A 25,095-nucleotide genomic window follows, 5' to 3' on the forward strand; every position below is an offset into this window, starting at 1 on the left:
ATATACTCAAAATATAGTAAAATAGCAACATTACAGATGACAAATAAAGTTAGGAGCAACATTACGATGCGTATACTTTTGGGCATAGTGGCATTAGTGATATATAGCGGCCTTACATTTTATCTTGGCTGGAATTTTAGGGCATGGCTGTTGTCGATTCAGCAATTTCGCTGGCCGATTGTTTATTGGACAGTGCTGTTTCTCGTATCATACGGTTATTTTATAGGAAAGCTCCATCCACTGTTAACGCCACTTTCGGTGCTTGGCAGCTATTGGATGTTCTTTTTGCAGTACGGGCTTATCCTCTGTATCATTGCAAATTTAATCATTAAGTTTACACCGCTTACAACGAAACTGGTTGGTACAGGAGTAGTCGGTTTACTGATCGTTTTATTAATTGCAGGTACATATTTTGCATATTCTCCGGTAGTACGAAATGCTACAATTAACATCGATAAGCCTGGAGAGGATATGCGTATTGTTATGGCATCGGATTTCCACCTTGGTTTGTTGTCAGGGAAAGGGCATTTGAATAAGTTTGTTGCACTTTCAAATGAACAAAATCCCGATTTAGTGCTTCTTCCGGGTGATATTGTCGATGATAGTCCAAAGCGCTTTGTCGAAAAAGATATGGGCGAAGTGATGAAAAATCTAAAGGCGACATATGGTGTATACGGAGTACTGGGGAACCATGAATATTACGGCAATGAGATTCCTGAATTTAAAAAGGAAATGGCTGAGGCGAACGTTAACATTTTAATGGATGAAACAATTTTAGTGGCGAATCGTTTTTATTTAACAGGGCGGGAAGATGCGACAAATGTGAACCGCTTAGCTTTAAAAGAGATGCAGCCTGAAAATGAAAACTTACCTTGGTTTGTCATGAACCATACACCGCTGGATTTGGATGAGCCAGCCCGTTTAGGTGTGGATTTTCATGTTTCCGGACATACGCATCGCGGTCAAATGTGGCCAAACCATCTCATAACAGAAAGAGTTTTTGAGTTGGATTACGGTCTTCTTGAAAAAGAGCAGTTACATGCGCTTGTTTCGAGCGGCTTTGGTTTTTGGGGGCCTCCGACACGTATCGGCAGTCGCTCCGAATTATGGGTTATAGATGTAAAATTTAGCGAATAAGATTGCAAAAAGGGGAACGGAAAAATGGAATGGATTGAGCTTTTAAAAGCTTTAATTTTAGGATTTGTCGAAGGGATGACCGAATTTGCGCCTGTTTCCTCAACAGGACATATGATTATTGTTGATGATATGTGGCTGCAAACGAAGGAATTTTTAGGGTCCGGCTCGGCAAATACATTTAAAATCGTAATTCAGCTTGGATCAATATTAGCGGTCGTTTTCGTTATGTGGAAACGATTACTAAGTTTAGTTGGATTATATAAAATAGAAGGTCAGAAAAAGACGCGTTTTAATTTAGGACATGTAATTGTCGGTATTATTCCAGCTGGTATTTTTGGAGTGCTGTTTGAAGATTTTATCGATGAAAATTTATTCAGTATCAAAACTGTAATTATAGGATTAATTATCGGAGCGATCTTTATGATTATTGCCGATAAATTTGGACCGAAAAAACCGGCAATTACGTCATTGGATGATATTTCGTACAGTAAAGCATTGAAAATAGGACTTATCCAATGTCTATCGCTTTGGCCAGGGTTTTCACGCTCAGGCTCAACGATTTCAGGCGGGGTACTTCTTGGGTTGGATCATAAAACAGCTGCGGACTTTACGTTCATTATGGCCGTGCCGATTATGGCAGGGGCAAGCGGTTTGTCGCTTGTTAAGAACTGGGACCAAATTAACGCCGATCACTTTTGGTTTTATGTAGTCGGCTTTGTGAGCGCATTTGTATTTGCACTTATTTCGATTAAATTCTTCCTAAAGCTGATTTCAAAAGTGAAATTAACGCCATTTGCGATTTACCGAATTGTACTGGCACTAATCTTAATTATTGTTTTAGCTGTATAAAAAGGAAAAGGAGCAGTCCTGAATTCGGGACTGCTCCTTTTTGTGCTTATTTATTGAACAGATCAAATAATCCGCCGATACCGCCTTCACCTGCGTCTTTACCGCCACCACCTTGAGAAACTGGTGCTGCAGCAAACACACGGCTAGCCAGACGACTGAATGGTAATGATTGTACCCAAACTGTACCAGGTCCGGAAAGCGTTGCAAAGAATAAGCCTTCCCCACCGAATAAAGCCGTTTTAATGCCGCTTACCATTTCGATATTGTAATTTACGTCTTGTGTCATCGCGACTAAACAGCCTGTATCAATGCGCAATGTTTCGCCTGGCTGCAGTTTACGTTCGTAAATTGTTCCGCCTGCATGTACAAAAGCCATACCGTCTCCTTCAAGCTTCTGCATAATGAATCCTTCACCACCGAAGAATCCTGTACCTAATTTTTTCTGGAATTCTACGCCAACCGAAACACCTTTCGCCGCAGCTAGAAAAGCGTCTTTTTGACAGATGATTTTACCGTCCAATTCGCTTAAATTCATCGGAATAATTTTACCTGGATATGGAGAAGCGAAATATACTTTACGTTTGCCCATGCCATTGTTAGTGAACGTTGTCATGAATAAGCTTTCGCCTGTGATTAAACGTTTTCCTGCGCCAAGTAATTTCCCCATCAATCCGGAGCCCTGATTTGCCGAGCCATCACCGAATACGGTTTCCATATGGATTTGATCTTCCATCATCATTAAACTTCCGGCTTCAGCCACAACCGTCTCCTGCGGGTCAAGCTCCACCTCTACAAACTGCATATCATCGCCGTGTAGGACGTAGTCGATTTCATGATTTTTCATTTTTATATCTCCTTACAATTCAATTTAATATTTACAATAATAGATACGCTTGAAAATTCCAAAAGTTTCAAAAGGATGAAAATAATATTTGTCATCGAATAATATGTATCTGTTATTCTTTTTGAGAAAAAAAGGGAATAAAGTAGAGAATGTCGAATAATTAAAAGGTAAATGAGAATTTGTGAGGTGGAGAAATGAAGCTGTTAAATTTTATTGGTGGAGAATGGATAGAAGACGATTCATTGCAAATGATGCCTGTGATCAATCCTGCAAATGGTGAACAGTTAGGAACGATACCACTTTCGACAAAATTCCAAGTCGAACTCGCTGCTCAAAAGGCGAAAGCGGCTCAAAAAGAATGGGCGCTTGTCCCTGCGCCAAAACGAGCGGATTATTTATATGAAATTGCATTTAAACTAAAAGAAAAGAAAGAACATCTCGCGCAAATATTAACGAAGGAAATGGGCAAGGTCATTGAAGAAGCGCGCGGAGAAGTACAAGAAGGAATCGACATGGCACTTTATATGGCAGCGGAAGGTAGACGTTTATTTGGAGAAACGGTCCCGTCGGAATTGCCGAATAAGTTTGCGATGAGTGTGCGCGCTCCGATTGGGGTGGCAGGACTTATTACGCCGTGGAATTTCCCGATTGCAATTGCGACATGGAAGTCATTCCCTGCGCTCGTTGCTGGTAATACGGTTGTATGGAAGCCTTCTAACGAAACGCCTTTTATGGCTTACGAGCTTGCAAAAATATTTGAAGAGGTCGGCTTGCCGCCAGGTGTCGTCAACGTAGTATTCGGTTCAGGTCCTACAGTCGGAACAGCGATTGTCGAGCATCCGGACATCCGTGTAATTTCTTTCACAGGGTCAACAACGACAGGCAGCAAAGTAGCAGAGCTTGGCGGAAAACATCTGAAAAAAGTTTCGCTTGAAATGGGCGGGAAAAATGCGGTCATTGTAATGGATGATGCTAATTTAGATTTAGCTTTGGAAGGGATTTTATGGAGCGCATTTGGTACGGCAGGGCAGCGCTGTACAGCATGCAGCCGTGTAATTGTGCATAAAAATGTAAAACAGGAGTTGGAAAATCGTCTTGTGGAAGCAACGAAGCAGCTGACAATCGGGGACGGGTTGGATCCTTCAATTAAAGTAGGTCCTGTCATTAATAAGGCTGCGCTGGAAAAAATCAATCATTATGTACAGATCGGTAAGCAGCAAGGAGCGAATTTGCTGATTGGCGGAGTAATTTTATCTGAAGGCGAATTGGCAAAAGGCTATTACTATGCCCCGACAATTTTCACCGATGTGGAAGCATCAAGCATTCTCGCACAAGAGGAAATTTTCGGTCCTGTCATTAGTATTATTGAAGTCAGCAGTTTGGAAGAGGCCATTGAAGTAAATAACGGTGTAAAGTTTGGCTTATCAAGCTCGATTTTCTCGCAAGATGTCAACACAATCTTCAAAGCACAGCAGTTGCTTGATACAGGTATTGTTTATGTAAATGCCGGAACAACAGGCGCGGAAATTCACTTGCCGTTTGGCGGGACGAAAGGTACAGGAAATGGTCACCGCGATTCAGGTCAGGCAGCTCTTGATGTTTATACGGAATGGAAGAGTATTTATGTAGACTACAGCGGCAAGTTGCAACGTGCCCAAATCGATAATAACGCTTGATGATTCATTTTTAAGAATCATCACATCTCAAAATTCTGGACGCAATCACGCTGATGCGTAATTGACTTAATAAAAAGGGGGATGTTTACATGAAAGTAGTAGTGTTAGGTGCAGGGTTGATGGGGAAAGAAGTAGCGCGCGATTTAGTCCTTAGTGAAGATGTGGAAAAGATATATTTAGCCGATGTTTCAACAGGTCCTGCAAAGGAATTCGTTAATACATTGAATACAGATAAGGTGGAAGTAATTCAGCTTGATGCAGAAGATGACAAAGCATTGCACGATGTCATCAGCCGTGGTGATGTAGTAGTGAATGCCCTGTTCTATAAGTTCAATGAACGTGTTGCCAAAGCTGCAATTGATGCAGGGGTGCACTCGGTAGATTTAGGTGGCCACATTGGCGGAATTACAGAATCTATTTTCGAACTGCACGGTCAGGCAGTCGATAGAGGTGTGACGATTATTCCGGATTTAGGTGTAGCACCGGGAATGATCAATATTTTGACAGGTTACGGGGCAACAAAGTTTGATTCTGTAGATTCGATTAAACTTTATGTAGGTGGTATTCCAACAACGCCACAGCCTCCACTGCATTACATTCGTGTGTTCTCGCTGGATGGGGTATTCGACCACTATACAGAGCCTTCGAAAATGATTCAAAAAGGTGTTCTTACAGAGGTCGAGTCTTTAACTGGACTGGAGCCGATCTACTTTGACGAGTTCGGAGTCTTAGAAGCATTCTATACATCAGGCGGAATTTCAACTTTATATAAAACATTCCCTCATGTGAAAACACTCGAATACAAAACGATCCGCTATAAAGGTCATGCGGAACAATTTAAATTGCTAGCTGAACTAGGCTTCCTTGATAAAAACAATAAAGTTGAAGCAGGCGGCCGTGAAGTAAATGTCCGGGAAGTAACGAGGGAAGTATTACAGAAAAAACTGGATATCGGCGATAATGTCGATGCTGTCCTATTGCGTGCAATTATTTCAGGAGAAAAGTCGGAAGAGCAAATTACGTATGAATATGAAATGGTCGTAAGAAAAGATACTGAGCAAAATGTGACGGCGATGGCACGTGCAACGGCAAATACAATTTCAATCGTGGCCCAAATGATTGGCAAGGGACTGATTGTGGAGCGTGGTGTATTTGCACCTGAAACTGTTGTGCCAGGTCGTGAGTTTATTCAGGAAATGGCGAAGCGAGGTGTGGATATTAAAGAAACATCACACCGTTCATCAATGATTGTAAAGTGGTAGGAGTGAGGGTATGAACTTCGAATTTACGGAAGAACAGAATCTTTTACGAAAAACAGTAAGACAATTTGTTGATGCAGAAATTATCTCTTATATTGCCGATTGGGATGCTGGCGGCGGTTTTGATCCAAATTTATGGAAGCGACTTGCTGAACTGGGGTTAATGGGAGTTTGTGTACCGGAGAAATACGGCGGAGCAGGAATGGACTATAATTCACTTGCAATTGTCTGTGAAGAGCTGGAGCGCGGGGATACGGCATTTCGTACGGCCGTTTCCGTGCATACTGGCTTAAATAGTATGACGCTCATGCAATGGGGCACAGAACAGCAGAAGCAAAAATATTTGCTGCCTCAGGCAAAGGGCGAGAAAATCGGTGCATTCGGACTGACAGAACCTGGTGCCGGATCGGATGTTGCGGCGATGAGTTCATTTGCAAAACGTGATGGCGATTATTATATTTTGAACGGTCAAAAAACTTGGATCTCCTTATGTGATATCGCAGACCATTTCCTTGTATTTGCCTATACAGATAAGGAAAAAGCACATCACGGCATTTCGGCATTTATCGTGGAGCGTGAATGGGCTGGGTTTAGCTCGAAGGCGATTAAAGGCAAATACGGTATTCGTGCAGGCAATACAGGCGAACTGTTCTTTGAGGATGTCAAAATTCCGGCAGAAAACTTGCTCGGTGAAGAGGGAGAAGGGTTTAAAATTGCGATGTCCGCTCTGGATAACGGCCGTTTTACGGTTGCTGCAGGCGCGGTCGGCTTAATTCAGGCATGCATCGAAGCGAGCGTCAAGTACTGTAAAGAACGCGAAACTTTCGGCAAACCGATTGGTGAGCATCAACTAGTCGGTCAAATGCTCGCAAAAATGGAGGCCGGCTATGAAATGAGTCGCCTGCTTGTGTATCACGCAGGAGAGCTGAAAAATAAAGGCGTGCGTAACACGAGGGAAACATCGCTCGCCAAATGGCAAGCGTGCGACTTTGCGAATAAAGCAGCGGATGATGCGGTTCAAATCTACGGGGCATACGGCTATTCCGATGAATATTCAGTAGCCCGTTATTTACGGAATTCCAAAGCACCGGTCATTTATGAAGGGACACGCGAAATTCATACAATGATGCAGGCAGATTATGTGCTTGGGAAACGTGCAGATAAGAAGTTACGCTGTATGCTGCCAAGCTGGCCTTTTGAATAATTTGATGAGGCGAAAGGTTTTAGTGACCTTTCGCTTTTTTGTATTGCAAGCGGGGGACTGGTGATCCGGTTGTTTTGGATGGGGCTTGGCGAATATGTTGCTGGAGTAGGCGGTTATGTTGAGTGAACTGATGAATATGGAAAAGAAGTTGACGAATAAGTCAGTTCAAGTGGCGAATACCGTCTAGAAACTGGCTGTTAAATTTTCACATGTGTAGCAATAGATGTCTGTAAAATTGAGGAATTAGCCTAATAAATAAAGGTGTCGTTATACTTTGGTAATTCATGTTAATATTGACTTATATAACTAATCAGAGTTAAGGAGGAGAGAGTAAAATGGCACTAATTCGTACAATGCATGCTGAAGACATTCCACAAGTTCAGGATGTGGCAAAAAAATCTTGGAATGCTACATATGAGGGAATCATTCCTTTGGAGATTCAAGAAATATTTCTAAAGACGGCCTACAATGATGAAAGGATGAAACAGCGATTGGAACGTTCTTTTCTTTTTGTAGCTGAAATCGATAGCAATATTATAGGGTTCGCGAATTTCTCTCCTGTTAATGAAGAAGGGAAAGCTGAACTAGGGGCTATTTACCTTTATCCAAAATACCAGGGAAAAGGGGTTGGCTCGGCTTTATTGCAAAAAGGAATTAATGAACTGGGCGGCTTAAAGGAAATCTATATAAATGTTGAAAAGGATAATGAAATTGGCAAGAGCTTTTATGACGCAAAAGGTTTTCAAGTGGTGAAAGAGTTCGATGATCAATTTGAAGGCCATACGTTAAAAACAGTGCGAATGGTATTGAATGTGTAGCTTTGTCAGTAAAATCAAGGGGAGAAATTAATATGAATACTGAAGTTCAAAACCTTTACAATAAACTAATTGATGCCTGGAATAGACGTGATGCCAAAGAGATGTCTGATCAATTTGCAGATCAGGGAGTCCAAATTGGATTTGATGGCAGTAAGTTAATTGGCAAAGAAGAAATTTTGGCGCATCTTACGCCTATTTTTGAAAATCATCCAACAGCTCCATTTATAACGAAAGTAAAAAAGATACGATCGCTTGGAACAGATGCAGCAATTTTATATGCGATTGCGGGAATGATTCCTCCTGGAAAATCAGATATTGAGCCTGCCGTAAACGCCCATCAAACACTGGTCGCTGTGAAAAAGAACAACGGCTGGCAAGTGGAGCTATTTCAAAATACTCCTGCACAGTTTCATGGAAGGCCGGAATTAGTGGAGGAAATGGCGGAAGAATTAAGGCAGTTGCTTTAGTTTCAGTGGAGAGTGATAGGAATGGTTAGCTGGAAGAGTAAGGGTGTGCTGGGTGCGGTCGTTTTATGTGGTGTAGTTTGGTTTGTCCACCCGGCACAAGATCGGGTAAACGAATTGGAAGAACAAATAAGTGCGCAATATACATACGCAAATCCTCTATTGAGAGATACGGTTAAAGCTCTACTTGAATACGACTTTAGTGAACCATTAACTGATGAAAATGAAGAGGATTTCAACAGGCTTACTAAAGAGTTTTGGAATGTAATTAATCTGTTTTTCAGTGGCGGTACGGTACATTCAGAATGGCAGGATACAGTGGATGATACAAAAATCTATTTTATGAATTATGCAAATGGTTCACCGCTCTCTGAAAAAGAAGTTGCAGATTTTTATCAAGTACTGAAGGCTACCCGTTTAATATCCATGGACTTAAGAGACTATACGAAGCATAGTGAGTTCTATGACGCAATGCATTCAGAGGATCATGAAATGGTGGAAGAAGTGAAAAAACGATTAGCTTGGAAATATAAAAATAGGGAGGAATAACTTTGAAAATAGGCGATATCATTACATTTGAACGTACATCTACAGCAAAAGATGTTGAATTATTTACGGAAGTTTCTTGTGATGAAGATGTTCATCATATTACACCGGATGAACAGGGAAGGCTCGCAGATTTTGATTATGCAATGTATCCGGTGCTGCTGAAATTGAAAGACGCAAGCTTTAAAAAAATAACGGATCGTCTTTGGGCGAATATAGAGTGAAAAGGGGGAGCTTAGTATACTGAGCTCGCTCTTTTTTTATGAAGCAATTTTACATTCTAAGTTATAAATAAGCTGAAAGAGCAAATGCTAAATGAAGTATAAATGACTAAAAGAAGTGTAGATTATGATTCTATATACGGAAAAAGGAATAGGTTATATTAACCGAATTTTAATATTCCAGTATATTTATTTGGATAAAATAATTATATATGGAGTAATTTTATTATTCTAGAGATAAGAGGAGCTACAGAAGATGAAGAAACTTGGATACTTATTTTTAGCAATGTTCTCAAGTTTGATGCTTGCTGCATGCGCGGAACAAAAAAGTGAAGAAAAAGAAGTAATTACAACAAGTGCTAATCAGAGTGACTGGTCTTATGAGGAATCGACTGGACCTGAACACTGGGGAGAACTCGATCCCAGTAATTTAACATGTGTGAATGGAAGCGAACAATCGCCGATTAATGTTGAAATTCCCGAAGTAAAAGCAGATGAAAATTTAAAAGGGACTGAGATTCACTATGAACCAAGACCGTTTACATTAGAAAATAATGGTCATACGATACAGGCGAATGCGACAACAGAAAGCAATCACATTATTATTGAAAATAATGAGTACAAGCTTTCACAATTTCATTTCCATACACCAAGTGAGCATCAGTTTAACGGCCAAAACTATGATATGGAACTGCATCTAGTACATAGTGACGAGAATGGAAAGCTGGCAGTTATTGGGTTGATGATTCAAGAAGGAAATGAAAACAAACTTCTTTCTTCAATGTGGAATGAATTACCGACAGATAAATCGGCAAAAGGTGATTCCGAAGAACATGTCATTGACTTACAAGCTCTACTGCCAGAAAATGAAACGACTTTCCAATACGCCGGTTCATTAACGACACCTCCTTGTACAGAAGAAGTACAGTGGATTGTTTTTGAGCAGCCGATTGAAATGTCAGAAGCACAAATAAAAGCATTCCAGCAAATTTTCCCGGACAATCACCGTCCTGTTCAGCCGATAAATGAACGGGAAATTAATAAAAATGGAGAATGAAGAGTTAAGTAAAAACACGCAAACCATGGTTTGCGTGTTTTTTTATGTTAATGTTAACGATTCAATTATATAGCAGATTCCTTTTATTTACTGTATACTTATCTTGAATTCAAGATAAGTTATTTCGATGATGGAAAGGTGATTCAGAGTGATTGTACATAATCCTTCTACTAAGCGTTTTACAGCAAAAAATGAATGGCAAGAAACACATTTTAGTTTTTCATTTGGTCCGTATTATGACGAAAAAAATATCCAATTCGGTCCATTGCGTGTTTTAAATGATGACATTGTTAAACCGAACAAAGGCTTTGGCATTCATCCGCACAGGGATGCAGAAATTGTATCCATTGTATTAAAGGGGCAGTTAAAGCATGAAGATAATTTAGGGAATGTCGGTACACTTCAGTACGGCAATGTGCAAAGAATGACAGCTGGTACGGGAGTCCTTCATTCGGAGGTGAATCCAACAGAAGCTGAGGATACTCACTTTTTACAGTTATGGATTCTTCCAAATCAGAAACAGTTAACGCCATCATATGAAGATATTACGTTTGACCCTGATAAGTTAAGAAATGAATTGTTACCAGTCGTTTCTCATAATGCGGGGGGAAATGTAGCGATGATCCATCAGGACGTTACACTATATCTTTCAAAATTAGAGGCGGAAAAAGAAATTCAGTTCCGGCAAGAAGAAGGACGTAAAATTTACGTATTTGTCATTGAAGGAGAAGTTTCACTAAATGGGGATGTTACGTTACAAAGACGTGATGATGCACGAATCACCGACCTTCATTCGTTAACAATAAAAGCAAAAAAGGATGCATTTATCCTTTTAATAGATCTGCCTGGAGGTGAAGGATAGATGCTATATGTACGTCATACTGTCGGCAGCAGACTATTCTGCGAAACTACAGAATATGAGATCAAACCAGTTGAAAACAGTTGGGAAATTTCATTTAAAGTTGATCAAGAAATTGCCAATACATTATTAAAATTCAGAGATGAACTCAATATTTTTTATGTGGAAGAAGATAACCAGAATCAAAAAACATGGTTCTATTCATCAGAAGGGGATGTGCGTTTCTTAGAGGATGAAAGTAAATGTATAATCTTGGCTGATCATAAAACCGTTTATCCGGTGTAATCATACACGATAATAAAAATGAGGGTCCCTGCCTACTATTTAGACAGGACCCAAGTTCATTTATTTCAGCATTGTCGTTTTTAGAAATTCTTTTGTTCGCTCTTCTTTCGGATGATTGAAAAACTGATCAGGATCACCGCGCTCGATAATTTCCCCATCATGCATATACACGATCCAGTCAGCCACTTCTCTGGCGAAGCCCATTTCATGGGTAACAACAACCATTGTCATTCCTTCTTGAGCCAATTCTTTCATCGTTGTTAAAACCTCTCCGACAAGCTCTGGATCAAGTGCTGATGTCGGTTCATCGAAAAGCATGATGTCCGGTTCCATTGCAAGCGCTCTGGCAATTGCTACTCGTTGCTTTTGCCCGCCAGATAGTTTATTTGGATAGACATCGGCTTTATCTTCCAAGCCGACTTTTTCCAGGAGTTGTTTTGCTTTGGAGATTGCCTCCTTTTTGTCAATGCCTTTAACCATTACCGGAGCTTCAATAATATTTTCCAAAACAGTTTTGTGGGGGAATAAATTGAAATGTTGAAATACCATTCCTACTTTTTCCCTTATGTTGTTAAGGTTATCATTTTTAGGATCGACTTCTTTGCCCCCTATGGTAATACTGCCGCTATCTTTTCTTTCTAAAAAGTTTAGACATCGAAGGAGAGTACTTTTTCCTGAGCCACTCGATCCTATTAAACAAACAACATCGCTTTCGAAAACGGTCATATCGATATTTTTTAATACATGTAAGTCTCCAAATGACTTATTCAATTGATTAACTTTAATCATTTCATTTGCTTCCATTGCTTACGCCTCCTACCTGTCGCTAATTGCTAATCTCTTTTCGAAACGGTTTACTAAGAATGTTAATAATGCCACTAACACTAAGTAGTAGATCGCTACGATAAGTAAATAAGTCATTTCGTCAAAGTTATTAGATCCTAGCGTTGTTGCTACATTAAAGAGTTCATTCATCGAGATAAATGCGGCTAACGAAGAATCTTTCAAACCGATAATGAACTGGTTACCCAATGGCGGTAGCGCACGGCGGAATGCCTGCGGAAGAATAATTCTTCTTAATGTCAGAACCTTGGTCATCCCTAAAGAACGTCCTGCCTCCATCTGACCTTTATCGACTCCTTGGATAGTACCTCGAAGAATTTCAGAAATGTATGCGCCATTGTGAAGTGCCAAAGCAAGTGAAGCAGCCCAAAAATCAGGAAGAAGGAAAATTCCGCTTAGTCCAAAGTAAAGGATAAAGATTTGAACAATTAGCGGTGTTCCGCGGACTAAAAAGACATATATATCTGAAATGAGTTCTAAAACTTTAAATTTTGATATTTTCATTAACGCAAAGAAAAGCCCGATTACGATACCGATTAAAATGGATACAACCGTTAACTCCAAAGTTAAGAGCATGGCTTTAAGGAAAACATCTTTTGTATCTACTAATACTTCTAGAAAATGTGAAAAACTTGGCACTGTACCTACGTCCTTTCTTATTTAGAGGATTGAATTATTCAGGTTTTTTTGTAATGTCCTCACCAAAATACTTCATGCTAATCCGAGTAAGGGTTCCATCTTCCCGGAGTTTTTCCAGCGCCTCGTTTACTCGCTTTAATAGGTTAGGGTTATCTTGAGGGAGTACAATCGCTTGTTCACTGCGTTCGATTAACTGCTGCCCTTCAACTTTAAAACCTTCTTTTGCAGCATTTTTTCCGGTAACAAAATCGGTGATTACCGCATCATGACGACCGCTGTTTAACGCCTGCAAAGCAGTGATGTCACTGTCATAGGTTTTAACATTATCGGTATACCTGGAAGCTGTATCAGCGTAGGTTGATCCTTTAGCTACAGCGACTTCCATTCCGGCTAAATCATCAACAGTTTTGATTTCACTTTCTAGACGGGTAAAAATCTGCGGTCCAGAATAATAATAGGGGGTAGAGAAAGCAACATGTTTGCTTCGCTGTGGATTAATCGTGTGGCTGGCAACAGCTACATCTGCACGGCCAGTCTTGACTCCTTCTACAATACCTTTAAACTTGATCCGTTTTTGAACCGGTTTTAGACCGAGTTCTTTTGCGATCGCTTCACCAACTTCGATATCAAAGCCTGACATCGAAAGGTCCTCATCGTTAACATAACTGAATGGTTTAAACTCTCCAGATGCAGCAAAAACAAACTGATCTTTATGTATCAGTTCAGATCCGTCGGCAAGCTTTTCCTTCTCCGCACAAGCAGATAAGAAGCAGGCCGCGATAAAACTGAATATCAATATTAACTTTTTTTCCAACCGCATATTACGTATCAACTCCTCTCGTGTATTTCTGCAATTTTTTTGCTAAGTATCTTACTAATAAGTGTGAATACCCTTTTAATTCCTCTAATAAACAACGAGTGTCATAATTTGTACAAATTTTATACGATTTTTTTCATCTCAAAATGTCGAGTATTTTTATAATTGCTTTGCTAATATGTATCCATGAAGGAGGGATATGTTGCTAAAAGAATTAAATCAGGTGATTGAATATATTGAAGAACATTTAACCGAGGACTTGTCCCTTGAAAGCATTGCACATTATGCCGGGGTTTCCGATTATCACTTTAGAACAGTATTTTTTCACCTTTCTGGGATGACATTAAATGATTATGTGAAAAACAGAAAACTATCGGAAGCGAATAAGGACTTAATAAATGGAGAAAAGGTAACTGATGTTGCGTTTAAATACGGTTACCAGTCAGTTGACGGTTTTACTAGAGCATTTAAAAAATGGTGTGATTGCTTACCTTCGGATGTCATCAAAAAGAAAATAAGTAAATCATTTCCTAAACTTACATTCGTTATTACAGTAAAAGGAGGAATTTCGATGGAATGGAGAATTGAGAATAAACAAGCTTTTAAATTAGCAGGGGTAAGCAAACGTGTGCCTATGCAGTTTGAAGGGGTAAATCAGGAAATCGTAAAGCTGGCCCAAAGCATAACGGAAGAACAAAGAAAAGAAATGCGCGCACTGCAAAATATAGAGCCTTTTGAAATTGTGAATGCCTCTTACCATGCTGATGCGAACTTCCTGAAAGAAGAAGGGGAGTTAACGCACTTGATCGGTGTCTTAACAACTGAAACTGAAGTAAGTGATCGGTTAGACAAAATGCGAGTAGAAGCAAGTACGTGGGCGGTATTTCCAAATGAAGGACCGTTTCCTGCCACGTTACAAGAAACAATGGCTAAAACATACTCGGAATGGCTTCCTACTTCCGATTATGAGATTATTCAAGCACCCACTTTTTCGTTTACTAAAATGGATGAAAATAAAGAAGGTTATGCTTACAGTGAAATTTGGCTTCCTGTTCGGAAAAAATAAAAGGCAGGATATACTTGTACTAAGGTAGAACAAGTGTAACTAAAGTATAAATAGCGGGAGGGGATCGAGTGGCCCTATTCATTCCAAAATGTATGAAATGTAATAATGAAATTAAAGACGATGAAAAAGTATTGATTCATATGCGTTACCCGAAGCGAAAAGGGTTTACGGAAATCAAAGCTTATTTGAATCTGGAAGGCAAATTTATTTGTGAAAAGTGCTTAACGGAAATCAATATTTAAACATAAAAAAGTTGCTCCATTGGTAAATGAACCTGGAGCAACTTTTCGTATGTTTAGGCAACTTTTTTACATGCTTCTGCACATTTAAAGCATGCTTCCGCACATTTTTGGCAATGGTCATGATCATGCTTTTTGCATTCATTTCCGCATGCTTCACAAATTTTTGCGCAAACGGCAGCCAGCTCGTAAATAAACGGTGTACCTCTAGAAATCGCCTGTTCCAAGTAGTTACAAATATCTGCGCATTCTCTGTCCAAACGGATACATTCCGTCATCATCTGAACGTGATCCTCTTTTAAGCAGGCGTCAAAACAGTGGTTGCATGTTGCCATACATTCATGTAAAGTTTGCAGCAATTGTTGATGTTGCTCATGTGACATAGCCTATTCCTCCTCATTACATCTTGTACACTTTAATTTTCCCGTTATTCTTTTCAGTAAACTCACCTAAATAATCTTAAAAAATTGTAAGGTTATCTTATACCTTGTAGGGGTATAATAAGTTGGTGATCAAATTGAAAAAAAGGGAGAAATGCAGCGATGAAAAGAAAGAAATTAGTAAGAGGTGCGCTAGTTTTATGTACAGCGTTTGTTTTAGCAGCTTGCGGTGGAAATGAAGAAGAGTCAAAATCTAAAAAAGAAATGGACCATTCACAAATGGATCATACCCAAATGGACCATTCAAGTTCAGGTGAAGTACCAGAAGGACTGGCTGATGCGAAAAACCCTACATATCCTGTGGGTGGTGAAGCGGTGATAAACGCTGATCATATGGGAGGTATGGACGGTGCAACAGCAACAATTACCGGTGCATTTGATACAACTGTCTATATGGTTACTTATACTCCAACAACTGGTGGTGAACCAGTTGAAGATCATAAATGGGTCATCCATGAAGAACTTGAAGATGCCGGAGAAGAACAATACAATTCCGGTGAAGAGGTAGTATTAAATGCGGATCACATGGACGGGATGGAAGGCGCGGCAGCTACAATCGATTCGGCTGAGCAAACGACCGTATATATGGTGAGCTATAAAGATACAGAAACTGGTGAAGAAGTAACGCATCATAAATGGGTAACAGAAAGTGAACTTTCCCCTGTGGAATAAATTGCGAAAAATAATTAAGCCTTAGTTAATAAATAGGTAAGGTCCTTCACATAATGGTGTGAAGGGCTTTTACATATTGGACAAAGCGGTAGATTACATGAACTAGCGATTTTAATGTTAAACTCATTAAATGAACATATAGTTAATATAAAAAATGAATTTAATTATGAGCGATATAGAATCCCTTTAAAAGTAATTGGATTATGTAGTTTTCTTTAACGCTGATGAAGGGAGAGATGATATGGTAAAGGACTTCGAAAAAGTAATGGATTCCCTTTCAAAAATAAATGTTTTATCCAATCCGAATAATGAGCCAGTAACAATCATTGGTGAATCAGAAGATATAAAATGTGTAGGGATCGGGACCGATGCGGCAGTTTTTCAGTCCGAAAATGCCCCGGCGTATGCCTTCAAACTATATGCGAAAGACAAAGCAGCAAAAGTAATGTTGGAAGAAGGTGTTTACCGAAAGTTAGGCAATTCGCCTTTCTTTTCAACATGCTATGGCTCGAACGACAATTGTCTCGTATTAAGTTACGAGGAAGGGAAAACGCTCTTCGACTGCATTCTTGAAGGCATCCATATTCCGGAACAGATAATACAGGATGTTGAAGAAGCAAGAGAATATGCGCGCAGCAAGGGGCTGAACCCGCGTGATATTCATTTGAAAAATATACTGCTGCAAAACGGCAGAGCTAAAATAATCGATGTTTCCGAATATATGATGTCCGGTAATGATTTTCGATGGGAACATTTAAAAAAGGGCTATGAGCAATACTATCATTTAATTGACGGGAAATCCGTACCGATCGGCGTAGTTGAAACCGTTCGCAAGTGGTATAACAGGCGAGGGAAGAATTCCTTGTCATTTGAAGAAATTACAACACCTATTTTAAAACTTTTCTTTAAAAATTGATGAGCTATATGCCATTCTACAAAAAAGCTTCGCAATTCGATGATCTAAATCATCCGAATGCGAAGCTTTTTTAGATAGATCGATTTCGTATTTTTTCGATTAGTGAAGAAATCCATTCACCTTCATTTTCAAAACGACTTATAAAATAGCCTGTTAAAAAATCTCCACCTTCTTTTTTAGAACCTTCCAGCTTAACCTGCATATTCAAGCTTTTAATATGATCTCTTTTCTTTTCAAGCTTTCGTAATTTCTCTTCAAGAACCATAATGATTTTTGCACGATCCACAAAGTCCAGATTCATTAAACCTACAATTGTATCTGATAAGGAATCTGCTTTTTCGAAAAGCTGATAAATTTTGTTTGGAAGCAATGCAAGACCCTGTTCTGTAATGGCGAAAACTTGCTTATCCGGCCGGTTCTCTTCTTTAATAATTTCTGTTGGCTCAATAAGTCCTTGTTTTGTCAAAGACTCGAAATGATAATAGAGCTTACTTTCTGACAGATTGGCCAGTTTGTCAAAAGGAATCGGTTCTGACAGCTCTTTTTTTAGTTTATATGGATAACTGTTTTCTTTCGCTAACTTGCTCAATATATAAATTTGGATGGACATAGTATTCTCCTATACTTTATACATGTTAATTTCCGCTTACATAAATACAACTCGTGCCTGAAAATAGCACGAGTTGTATTTTTCCTTAGTTTAACAAAGTTATGCGATAACTTCATCCGCTTTTTTTAAAGAAGCTGGTTGTTCAGCAGGTGCATCAACTGGCAGCGGCTTATGGAAGATCCAAACAATAAGGACATTAATAAGCATTGCTCCGGCACCTACTGCAGCTAACCCCCATAGGTACGGGGCAGGGCTGATCGAACCGAACATAATCGCTAAATAGGATTGAACCGAATGGTACATCGGTGTAATATAGCTGAACCATTCATATGGTGCGTACATCATATCACGAGGAATTGTTGCACCGTTTGCCAATGTTTGCATTAGCAGAATCGGAATGTTAAGAATCATACCGCCTTCACCAAGGATAAAGATTGGAATTGCACACACATTAAATGCAGCCATATACAATAAAATCTGCTGACCGGATACAGGCAACAATACTGCCATGTCGACATCTGCAATTGAAAAGGCAACAGTTAATGAAGCGATAGTTGAAAGTACCGCAATCATTAATGCAGTCAATTGTACATACATAAATAAGCGTGTTTTGCTCGCTTTGCCACGGCTCACTTTAAATGAACCGACCAACTGCATACCTGCAATCATTGCACCTACATAACAAGCCATTGTTAAAAACATTGGCAGCATACTGTTATGCATTCCCGTTGGCACATCATTCATAATGACAAAGTTTCCAGTGTAGCTGTTTTCGATTTGCGTTGCCATTTCAGCAGCCTGTTCTTCCGGAAGGTTAAAGTTCATTAAAATACCTTGGGCTGTTTGCTGTGAGAAGTTTGCACTTAATTCGTTATTAATCTGAGTAACTACAGATGACATAGAAGATGAAACCATTGTTGATGAAGCTTCATTTACTGTGAAATCAATGTTAGTACCTTTACCGCTCTGTGCATCCGCCGAAAAGTTTTCAGGGATATGAATAACTAATGCAAGTTCATTATGCTCTAAATCTTTCAGAGCCTGTTTATTTGTTAAGTCTGTTTCGATTGTCTTAAATGGTAAGCTTTCGCCTAGCTGACCGGCAATCTGACTGCCAGCTTCGCCTTTGTCATCATTTACGATGGCAATTTTTAAATCATCCATATTGCCGGGTATTGCTGTATATCCAGGTAAAAAGATTCCGAGCATCGCTACCGCATAAAATATTCCCATAAAAATAGAAGCAATTGCTCCTTTTGATTTTAAAAACTGTTTAAATTTCACTTATTGTTTCCTCTCTTATACAAACTTTAATTTAAGTACTCTAATTAAAGTACTTTGCTTTTAGTATTCTATAATATTAATGATTTACCTGTAAAGTAATAAATAGGTCATAAATATCACGATACTGTGAACAGGTCGAAAGAGAACTTTAATTTACCCATGGAGATGTCTAGTATAAAATTTAAAAAATTCTGTAACTTTTACACTCTTTCCCAGTCTAATTCAATACAAAGTATGGAAAGGGAGGGTTTACATGAAAAACGGCAAACTTTTCGGGATAGGGCTTTTCGCATCACTTGTAGCGGTTTTGGCACTCGGTTATTTTATGTTCGCTAAAAATGCGGAAGTGCAGGCAACGGGTATTTTATTCGAAGGGGAAACGTATTCAATTACGTTAAAGAAGCCAATTACGGAAAAAAGTTTAACAGATGGGTCCATTCTAGTTGTCGATGAAAACGGCAATAACGCTAAAGTGAAATTTTCAGTTGTTAAAGCCGGGACTGCTTTATCTGTCGAAGGGCTTAGCGTAGGGAAGTACACACTCGAAATTAAGCAAACCGCATACGCGAAAAATGCAAAGTCGCAGCAGGAACAGTCGGTAGCACTTGAAGTTGTAAGGAAAGTGGAAAAACTTACTACAACAGAAGATTTAAAAGATTACTTTAGGGCGTTTGTAGCGCAAGAAAATGCGGGATCGAGTCGCTTTAACGATATGGTAAAAGAAGAATCGGCAATGTCGATGGAAAACAAAGATTCAGGCAGTGGCGGACCGAGCTACTCTACAACAAACAACCAGGTTGAAGGAATTGAAGAAGGTGACATTACGATTACGGACGGCCAATCGATTTATACGATTGTCGACAATAAAGTAATCATTGTTGATGCTAAAACTTTGCAGGTAGTAAAGCGTTTAAAGGTCGGCAAAGATATTTATCCATCGCATTTAATGCTGCATGATCAAACATTAATTATCGGATACACACAGTATGTGGAAACACAAAGAGAGCCGTATTATGACAGGAAATCGGTTACGAAAATTGCCTTCTATGATGTGAAAGATGCAAAAAATCCTACATTAGTACGCGAAGTGGGGCATGACGGGGATATTACGAGTCTCCGTAAAGCAGGCAACTATTTGTACGTTGTATCAAGTCGTATGCCCAACTACTGGCTGCTGCAGGAAACACCGGATGTAGAGCTCCGTCCATCTACGTACGATGGGGAAAAGGAAACTGTTATGCCGGTCGATAAAATCCGTATGCTGCCTGAAAGCAATGAACCGAATTATTTGATCGTATCTGCAATCGATATGAGTAATGTAAAGTCGAACGCATGGAAAACAGAGAGCTTCCTAGGTAACAGCGGGCAATTGTACATGTCAGAAAACGCAATCTATATTGCATCGATGAATCAATATCGTTTCTGGCCAGCAATGGAGAGCACATCCACATCATCGGATACAACGGTATCCAATACAATGCCGGTGAACCAAAACGATGAAACGACAATTTATAAAATTTCTATTGATAAAACAGCGGTGAAAATGACAGCACAAGGTAAAGTTCCTGGTTCTGTATTAAATCAATTCTCAATGGATGAGCACGATGGGCATGTCAGAATCGCAACTACAGAAGGCAGTGCATGGGGAACAACAGCCAATTCGAAAAACCATCTTTTCATTTTGGATGAAAACTTAAAACAAGTAGGTGCGGTCAAGGACCTTGCGAAGGGGGAACGCATTTACTCCGCTCGCTTTATGGGAGACAAAGCGTATTTAGTAACATTTAAAGAAACAGATCCGCTCTTTGTTATTGATACGAAAAATCCGATGGCACCGAAAGTGTTAGGGGAGCTGAAAATTCCAGGTTTCAGTAATTACTTGCATCCAATTGGCGAAAATCACTTGTTAGGTATTGGTTATGATACGGAAGTGAAGATGGAAGAAGGGTCAAAAGAGCCGGTTGTCTATACAAAAGGAATGAAACTGAGCCTGTTTGATGTGACGGATTTCAATAACCCAAAAGAACAGCAGGCGGTTGTAATCGGTGGTCGTGGTACTTATTCTCCTGTGCAGTATGACCATAAAGCATTGTTCAGAGATTCACGTCAAAACTATTACGGCTTCCCAGTTACGATTTACTCGCCAACAGGTGAGGAAGACCAGCTGAAATATGAAGGAACAGGTACTCATATTTACAAAGTAACACCTAAAGGAATTGAGCTTGCAGCGGATATGATCGAAAAGGCGCGTCCTGGTGAACAATATGAAGATTCATATAATGTTGTACAGCGTCTTCTTTATATTGATGATGAGCTATTTACAGTATCCCGCTCAAAAGTGACGAGCTTCAACGGTAAAACATTTGAAAAGCAACAGATGGTAGGTTTCTAATAAAGATTCAACCACAAGCACAGGTGGTATTGTGCTTGTGGTTTTTTCATGTCCAAAAAAACATAAGGAGGGATTCAGGATTTCTTAAGAATTTCTTCATATTTAGCCTTTCTAAATATTAAGATTTGCCCTTTACACTAAAGTTAAGTGAAAAGGAGTGAACGATGATGATTAAAGTAACGAACTTACAACATACATTCTCTATCGGTAAACGCGGAAAGGAAAGACAGGTTCCGGTTCTGAGAGATGTATCATTTGATGTTAAGAAGGGGGAAATCGTAGCAGTTGTCGGAAAAAGCGGATCGGGTAAATCGACACTGCTTCAGATTTTAGCGGGCTTTATGAAGCCGGAACACGGATCGATTGTAGTAAATGCACAGGAAATTGCAGCATTCAATGAAGTTCAGAGTGCAAAGTTCCGGTTAGAAAACTTCGGCTTTATTTTTCAAAACTTTCAGCTCATGCCAAGTTTGACGGCATTTGAAAATATTGAATTACCGTTAAAACTGCAAGGGATGAACGTATCGGAACGCAAAAAACGGGTTGAAGTAATCATGAAAAAGGTCGGTTTATCGGAAGTGACGGACCATTATCCGAATGAATTATCAGGCGGACAACAACAGCGGGTTAGTATTGCTCGTGCACTTGTGACGAATGCACCGATTTTGTTGGCGGATGAGCCGACAGGAAGCCTCGATTCAGAGACAGAGCAGGATATTTTAATGCTTATCCAGCAGCTGAACCGCGAATTGGACCTGACATTTATTATTATTACGCACGATGAGGAAGTAGCGATGATTGCGGACAAGCGTTATCGCATGCATGACGGTCAATTGGTGAAAGAAGGTGAACACAATGCTTTTTAAAGATCAGGTAAATTTTGTGATGCAGCATATTAAGAAAAATAAGCTGCGTGTATTTATGACGGTACTTGCCGCAACGATGGGCTGTGCGTTTTTAATCGTGCTTGCTTCAATCGGCTTTGGATTGCAGGATTCGATTGAAGATGAGATTTTATCGAGTGAAACGGTGACTCAAATTGAAGTGCTCGGCAGTCAAGCGCTGTTTACTGAAGAGGAAGTAGCGGATATTGAAGCAGTAGAAAATGTACAAACGGTATTAAAAACGACAAGTGTGGATGCTAATGTAGCAGGCTACATGGGAGACCGTGATACGTCTACATCACTGCGTTTAGTGGATTTTAATGATTATGCATCGGTAGCGAAACCGTTATCGGAAGGGAAATATCCTGAAAATGAAAAAGAAATTATTGTCGGCTATCATTTCGGCCAATCATTATTGAATGAAGCGGACCGAAAATTAGTTGAGGAAAAATCAAAGGCAGCAGAAGCGGAAGGCACTTATTACGACGGTGCTGAAGAAGGATACAAGGATTCGCTTATCGGCAAGGAAGTGGAAATTGCTCTAAGTACACATGAACAGCCGGATGTACTGTCAGAGCGTATGACGTACACGATTGTCGGTGTTATGCCAGAGCCGGCTTACGAATGGGCAACTGAAAACTGGATTTATATGATGGATGAGCAACGTGAAGTGATTGAAGATATGTATAGCGAAGTAATTGCTGATGTAGAGGTAGCTAGCGATTTTGAACTGTTTTTTGAGCGCTTTGATATTTATGCGGAAAGCTTGGAATATGTAAAGCCGATTTTAGAAGAGTTACGCGGGAAAGGCTACGGTGTTTATTCCGTTACAGAACAGCTGGATGAGTTAAATGTCTTTTTCCTAGTATTGAAAGCCGGACTTGTTTTTGTTGGAACAATAGCAGTATTGATCGCATCAATCGGAATTTTCAACACGATGACAATGGCTGTGACAGAACGTACGCGTGAGATTGGTGTATTAAAAGCAATTGGTGCCAGCCCAAAACTAATTCAACGTCTGTTTTTAATGGAAAGTACGTTTATCGGAGTTATTGGAACAGTTCTAGCAATTGCAATTTCATATATTGTAAGCTTTGCATCAAATGCGCTATTGCCGCTTATTTTAAAGGCAGCAACAGGTGAAGATGGATTCAACAATGTACAATTTTCAGCGATTCCGTGGCAGCTCGTAGTGATTGCTGCAGCGATCAGTATCGGCGTGGCGATGATTTCAGGTTTGCGTCCGGCACGTAAAGCTACAAAAATTGAAGTAATGCAGGCGTTAAGACAGGAATTATAAAATCAAGATAGCTAAATTAATTTAAGGACCAAACATACTTGTGTTTGGTCCTTTTAATTTGAAAGTTCGATATTGCAATTTGAAATGAGAAATCTTCAACCTTAAATTCCCGTTTACTACGTTAGACAGGCATTTTTGATTGATTGCTTAAAGGGTTCGAGCGCATAACTAATGTAAACCAGACGGCAAACCCAAAATAAATTAATGTCAAAATTAAGAGTATGAAATGAAACTGCTCCGCCAACTGCCGGATTAGGGCGAAAAAGACAACAATACAATGCATCAGATTTCCTAATACGACGGGCTTGTTATAGATGCCCCCGATTAAGGCAGAACGTGTAAACCAGTTTAACATTGCGAATCCTAAATATAGTCCACCGATGATTTGCAGAAGAATCAGAGTAACAGGTGAAGGGTCAATCCCTATGGTTTTTGAAATTTCTTCGGGAATAAATGTTCCTGCCAACCCCACCAAACCCATCATCACGCCACTACTACTCAAAAGCCATGTCGTTTTCATTTTGCTTCCTCTTTTCTTAAATAAAACTTAAATAGCAACAAGAAAATTCTAAACAAGGCATGTGCCAGTTTTAAATCGCAATAAACTAAAAGAATAGTACTAAGTAAGTTAGCAGGACACGTTAAACGACCCTGTGGTTTTGGTATACCCTAATTTTTCCGAAACGTGAGGCGGTGCTGGCGGCTGGAAGTTCTAATAAATCTTAAAATGTTCTAATATATTTTTATTTACTCTAATAAACTTTCGATTTTCTAATATCGCTTTCTGATCTTCTAATATCGAGACGAGTTTTTCTAATAACCAAACTTTTGTTCTAATATAAGTTCCCTCTCTACTCCTGAAAACAACCTATGGGTAGGTAATTTAATATATTCGGGGTAACACCATATATTACCTTTAAGCAAATTAGGTGTAATTATTGAAAAGGAATGGAGTCCGGTTCTAGGACGAAATCAACCGTGCCACCAGCCGGTTTTACAATTGATGTAGACTAAATATTCATACTCGCCTTTGCCATTCTTTTGAATAAACACTTCATAGTATGAATTTCTGTCGTACACTAAACGATTTTATCGTTTTTCGATACAAATTGTTCCTTGATGTTGGTGATGGCTTTCGCTTTCACACCCGGCGCCCATGTAATATTGTTAATTTTTTCATAATGAATCATCCATTCTACGCTATTGAATTTATTAAATTGGTAATGCTTATTTTTTCCATTTCTAATACCGCCTCTTAATAATAGGATTTATATCTGGGGAAAGGGTTACAAAAAAGTTACAGTTAATATTCAATGGGGGATAATGAAGAGGTGTATTATTAGAAATCCTTTTTCAGAGCTGCATGAATACAAAAGCGGTCCTCCCTAATTTGGGGAGGACCGCTGCTTTTATCTGATTTACTAATTAGATAAAATAAATGTTACGAAGCTCTACGCATGGATTTCATAATAAAGCTTACAACGAATACAAGTATAATAGCACCTAGTAAAGCAGGGAAGATATAGAAATCAGAAACTTTAGGTCCCCAACTTCCTAGAAGCATACCACCAATCCAAGCACCAACAATACCTGCGATAATATTACCGATAATTCCACCTGGGACATCTTTACCTAAAATTGCTCCTGCAAGCCAACCGATAACCCCGCCAATGATTAAAAACCAAATAAAACTCATAATTTCCATCTCCTATTTTTTATTTTAACTATTTCGCGATAGTGTTTTATAACCTTTATTGACTTCTTTCAAACATTT

Annotated in this window: 28 protein-coding genes; 19 read left to right on the forward strand and 9 right to left on the reverse strand. The window is 39.4% G+C overall.

What is annotated here, in order from left to right; genetic code table 11:
* Positions 1-66 precede the first annotated feature (66 nt).
* Both AC0VXV_RS01860 and AC0VXV_RS01865 read left to right on the forward strand, forming a co-directional pair.
* Complete coding sequence (locus tag AC0VXV_RS01860; RefSeq protein WP_475530102.1) at positions 67-1,137, forward strand: metallophosphoesterase; 1,071 nt, start codon at positions 67-69, stop codon at positions 1,135-1,137.
* 24 nt (positions 1,138-1,161) lie between these two features.
* Positions 1,162-1,986, forward strand: a complete 825-nt coding sequence (locus AC0VXV_RS01865; protein WP_413079293.1) for an undecaprenyl-diphosphate phosphatase — start codon at positions 1,162-1,164, stop codon at positions 1,984-1,986.
* 46 nt (positions 1,987-2,032) lie between these two features.
* Here AC0VXV_RS01865 and AC0VXV_RS01870 read toward each other — a convergent pair whose 3' ends face one another.
* On the reverse strand, positions 2,033-2,830 hold the full coding sequence (locus tag AC0VXV_RS01870; RefSeq protein ID WP_475530103.1) for a TIGR00266 family protein: 798 nt from the start codon (positions 2,828-2,830) through the stop codon (positions 2,033-2,035).
* A 194-nt stretch (positions 2,831-3,024) separates the two neighbouring features.
* On the opposite strand from AC0VXV_RS01870, the gene AC0VXV_RS01875 reads away from it, so the two are divergent.
* The 10 genes from AC0VXV_RS01875 to AC0VXV_RS01920 all read left to right on the forward strand — a co-directional run bounded on the left by AC0VXV_RS01875 (position 3,025) and on the right by AC0VXV_RS01920 (position 11,219).
* Positions 3,025-4,506 carry an aldehyde dehydrogenase family protein gene (locus AC0VXV_RS01875; protein WP_475530104.1) on the forward strand — a complete coding sequence of 494 codons (1,482 nt, stop codon included), beginning with the start codon at positions 3,025-3,027 and terminating at the stop codon, positions 4,504-4,506.
* A gap of 89 nt (positions 4,507-4,595) precedes the next feature.
* On the forward strand, positions 4,596-5,768 hold the full coding sequence (locus tag AC0VXV_RS01880) for a saccharopine dehydrogenase family protein (protein WP_475530105.1): 1,173 nt from the start codon (positions 4,596-4,598) through the stop codon (positions 5,766-5,768).
* A 10-nt stretch (positions 5,769-5,778) separates the two neighbouring features.
* Positions 5,779-6,969, forward strand: coding sequence for an acyl-CoA dehydrogenase family protein (locus AC0VXV_RS01885; protein WP_475530106.1), 1,191 nt, complete (start codon positions 5,779-5,781; stop codon positions 6,967-6,969).
* Positions 6,970-7,304: 335 nt separating this feature from the next.
* On the forward strand, positions 7,305-7,787 hold the full coding sequence (locus AC0VXV_RS01890) for an N-acetyltransferase family protein (RefSeq protein WP_475530107.1): 483 nt from the start codon (positions 7,305-7,307) through the stop codon (positions 7,785-7,787).
* A 32-nt stretch (positions 7,788-7,819) separates the two neighbouring features.
* On the forward strand, positions 7,820-8,254 hold the full coding sequence (locus tag AC0VXV_RS01895; RefSeq protein ID WP_475530108.1) for an SgcJ/EcaC family oxidoreductase: 435 nt from the start codon (positions 7,820-7,822) through the stop codon (positions 8,252-8,254).
* Between the two features lie 21 nt (positions 8,255-8,275).
* The gene (locus AC0VXV_RS01900) at positions 8,276-8,800 is read left to right on the forward strand and encodes a hypothetical protein (protein WP_475530109.1); all 525 of its coding nucleotides are present in this window, start codon (positions 8,276-8,278) and stop codon (positions 8,798-8,800) included.
* A gap of 2 nt (positions 8,801-8,802) precedes the next feature.
* Complete coding sequence (locus AC0VXV_RS01905) at positions 8,803-9,021, forward strand: hypothetical protein (protein WP_475530110.1); 219 nt, start codon at positions 8,803-8,805, stop codon at positions 9,019-9,021.
* Positions 9,022-9,274: 253 nt separating this feature from the next.
* Positions 9,275-10,075: a carbonic anhydrase gene (locus tag AC0VXV_RS01910; protein WP_475530111.1), complete on the forward strand. Its 801-nt coding sequence runs from the start codon at positions 9,275-9,277 to the stop codon at positions 10,073-10,075.
* A 148-nt stretch (positions 10,076-10,223) separates the two neighbouring features.
* Positions 10,224-10,937 (forward strand): pirin family protein, encoded by a 714-nt coding sequence (locus tag AC0VXV_RS01915; RefSeq protein ID WP_475530112.1) that lies wholly within the window; start codon positions 10,224-10,226, stop codon positions 10,935-10,937.
* Entirely contained in the window at positions 10,938-11,219 is a 282-nt protein-coding gene (locus tag AC0VXV_RS01920; protein ID WP_079523823.1) for a hypothetical protein, read from the forward strand.
* A gap of 60 nt (positions 11,220-11,279) precedes the next feature.
* Here the strand turns inward: AC0VXV_RS01920 and AC0VXV_RS01925 are convergent, their stop codons facing one another.
* The 3 genes from AC0VXV_RS01925 to AC0VXV_RS01935 are packed head-to-tail and all read right to left on the reverse strand — an operon-like array spanning position 11,280 to position 13,521.
* On the reverse strand, positions 11,280-12,023 hold the full coding sequence (locus AC0VXV_RS01925) for an amino acid ABC transporter ATP-binding protein (protein ID WP_475530113.1): 744 nt from the start codon (positions 12,021-12,023) through the stop codon (positions 11,280-11,282).
* Between the two features lie 12 nt (positions 12,024-12,035).
* On the reverse strand, positions 12,036-12,701 hold the full coding sequence (locus AC0VXV_RS01930; RefSeq protein ID WP_079523821.1) for an amino acid ABC transporter permease: 666 nt from the start codon (positions 12,699-12,701) through the stop codon (positions 12,036-12,038).
* 34 nt (positions 12,702-12,735) lie between these two features.
* On the reverse strand, positions 12,736-13,521 hold the full coding sequence (locus AC0VXV_RS01935) for a transporter substrate-binding domain-containing protein (RefSeq protein WP_475530114.1): 786 nt from the start codon (positions 13,519-13,521) through the stop codon (positions 12,736-12,738).
* A 199-nt stretch (positions 13,522-13,720) separates the two neighbouring features.
* On the opposite strand from AC0VXV_RS01935, the gene AC0VXV_RS01940 reads away from it, so the two are divergent.
* Both AC0VXV_RS01940 and AC0VXV_RS01945 read left to right on the forward strand, forming a co-directional pair.
* The gene (locus tag AC0VXV_RS01940; RefSeq protein ID WP_475531383.1) at positions 13,721-14,584 is read left to right on the forward strand and encodes an AraC family transcriptional regulator; all 864 of its coding nucleotides are present in this window, start codon (positions 13,721-13,723) and stop codon (positions 14,582-14,584) included.
* Positions 14,585-14,652: 68 nt separating this feature from the next.
* The gene (locus AC0VXV_RS01945; protein WP_475530115.1) at positions 14,653-14,826 is read left to right on the forward strand and encodes a Fe3+ hydroxamate ABC transporter substrate-binding protein; all 174 of its coding nucleotides are present in this window, start codon (positions 14,653-14,655) and stop codon (positions 14,824-14,826) included.
* A gap of 53 nt (positions 14,827-14,879) precedes the next feature.
* Here AC0VXV_RS01945 and AC0VXV_RS01950 read toward each other — a convergent pair whose 3' ends face one another.
* Positions 14,880-15,206 carry a four-helix bundle copper-binding protein gene (locus tag AC0VXV_RS01950; protein WP_475530116.1) on the reverse strand — a complete coding sequence of 109 codons (327 nt, stop codon included), beginning with the start codon at positions 15,204-15,206 and terminating at the stop codon, positions 14,880-14,882.
* A gap of 159 nt (positions 15,207-15,365) precedes the next feature.
* On the opposite strand from AC0VXV_RS01950, the gene AC0VXV_RS01955 reads away from it, so the two are divergent.
* Both AC0VXV_RS01955 and AC0VXV_RS01960 read left to right on the forward strand, forming a co-directional pair.
* A complete protein-coding gene (locus AC0VXV_RS01955) occupies positions 15,366-15,935 on the forward strand; it encodes a YdhK family protein (RefSeq protein WP_475530117.1) in 570 nt (189 codons plus the stop codon).
* A 241-nt stretch (positions 15,936-16,176) separates the two neighbouring features.
* Positions 16,177-16,851, forward strand: a complete 675-nt coding sequence (locus AC0VXV_RS01960) for a serine/threonine protein kinase (RefSeq protein WP_475530118.1) — start codon at positions 16,177-16,179, stop codon at positions 16,849-16,851.
* Positions 16,852-16,921: 70 nt separating this feature from the next.
* On the opposite strand, the gene AC0VXV_RS01965 is transcribed toward AC0VXV_RS01960, so the two are convergent.
* Both AC0VXV_RS01965 and AC0VXV_RS01970 read right to left on the reverse strand, forming a co-directional pair.
* Entirely contained in the window at positions 16,922-17,461 is a 540-nt protein-coding gene (locus AC0VXV_RS01965) for a PadR family transcriptional regulator (protein WP_475530119.1), read from the reverse strand.
* A 99-nt stretch (positions 17,462-17,560) separates the two neighbouring features.
* Positions 17,561-18,745 carry a YhgE/Pip domain-containing protein gene (locus tag AC0VXV_RS01970; RefSeq protein WP_475530120.1) on the reverse strand — a complete coding sequence of 395 codons (1,185 nt, stop codon included), beginning with the start codon at positions 18,743-18,745 and terminating at the stop codon, positions 17,561-17,563.
* 253 nt (positions 18,746-18,998) lie between these two features.
* On the opposite strand from AC0VXV_RS01970, the gene AC0VXV_RS01975 reads away from it, so the two are divergent.
* The 3 genes from AC0VXV_RS01975 to AC0VXV_RS01985 all read left to right on the forward strand — a co-directional run bounded on the left by AC0VXV_RS01975 (position 18,999) and on the right by AC0VXV_RS01985 (position 23,321).
* Positions 18,999-21,137, forward strand: coding sequence for a beta-propeller domain-containing protein (locus tag AC0VXV_RS01975; protein WP_475530121.1), 2,139 nt, complete (start codon positions 18,999-19,001; stop codon positions 21,135-21,137).
* Positions 21,138-21,304: 167 nt separating this feature from the next.
* Complete coding sequence (locus AC0VXV_RS01980) at positions 21,305-22,003, forward strand: ABC transporter ATP-binding protein (RefSeq protein WP_475531384.1); 699 nt, start codon at positions 21,305-21,307, stop codon at positions 22,001-22,003.
* Positions 21,993-23,321: an ABC transporter permease gene (locus AC0VXV_RS01985; RefSeq protein WP_475530122.1), complete on the forward strand. Its 1,329-nt coding sequence runs from the start codon at positions 21,993-21,995 to the stop codon at positions 23,319-23,321. Before AC0VXV_RS01980 ends, AC0VXV_RS01985 begins: the two co-directional genes overlap by 11 nt.
* 121 nt (positions 23,322-23,442) lie before the next feature.
* Here the strand turns inward: AC0VXV_RS01985 and AC0VXV_RS01990 are convergent, their stop codons facing one another.
* Both AC0VXV_RS01990 and AC0VXV_RS01995 read right to left on the reverse strand, forming a co-directional pair.
* Positions 23,443-23,841 (reverse strand): multidrug DMT transporter permease, encoded by a 399-nt coding sequence (locus AC0VXV_RS01990; protein ID WP_475530123.1) that lies wholly within the window; start codon positions 23,839-23,841, stop codon positions 23,443-23,445.
* Between the two features lie 921 nt (positions 23,842-24,762).
* Positions 24,763-25,017 (reverse strand): GlsB/YeaQ/YmgE family stress response membrane protein, encoded by a 255-nt coding sequence (locus AC0VXV_RS01995; protein WP_475530124.1) that lies wholly within the window; start codon positions 25,015-25,017, stop codon positions 24,763-24,765.
* Positions 25,018-25,095 lie beyond the last annotated feature (78 nt).

Source organism: Solibacillus sp. iso_87, assembly GCF_056173085.1.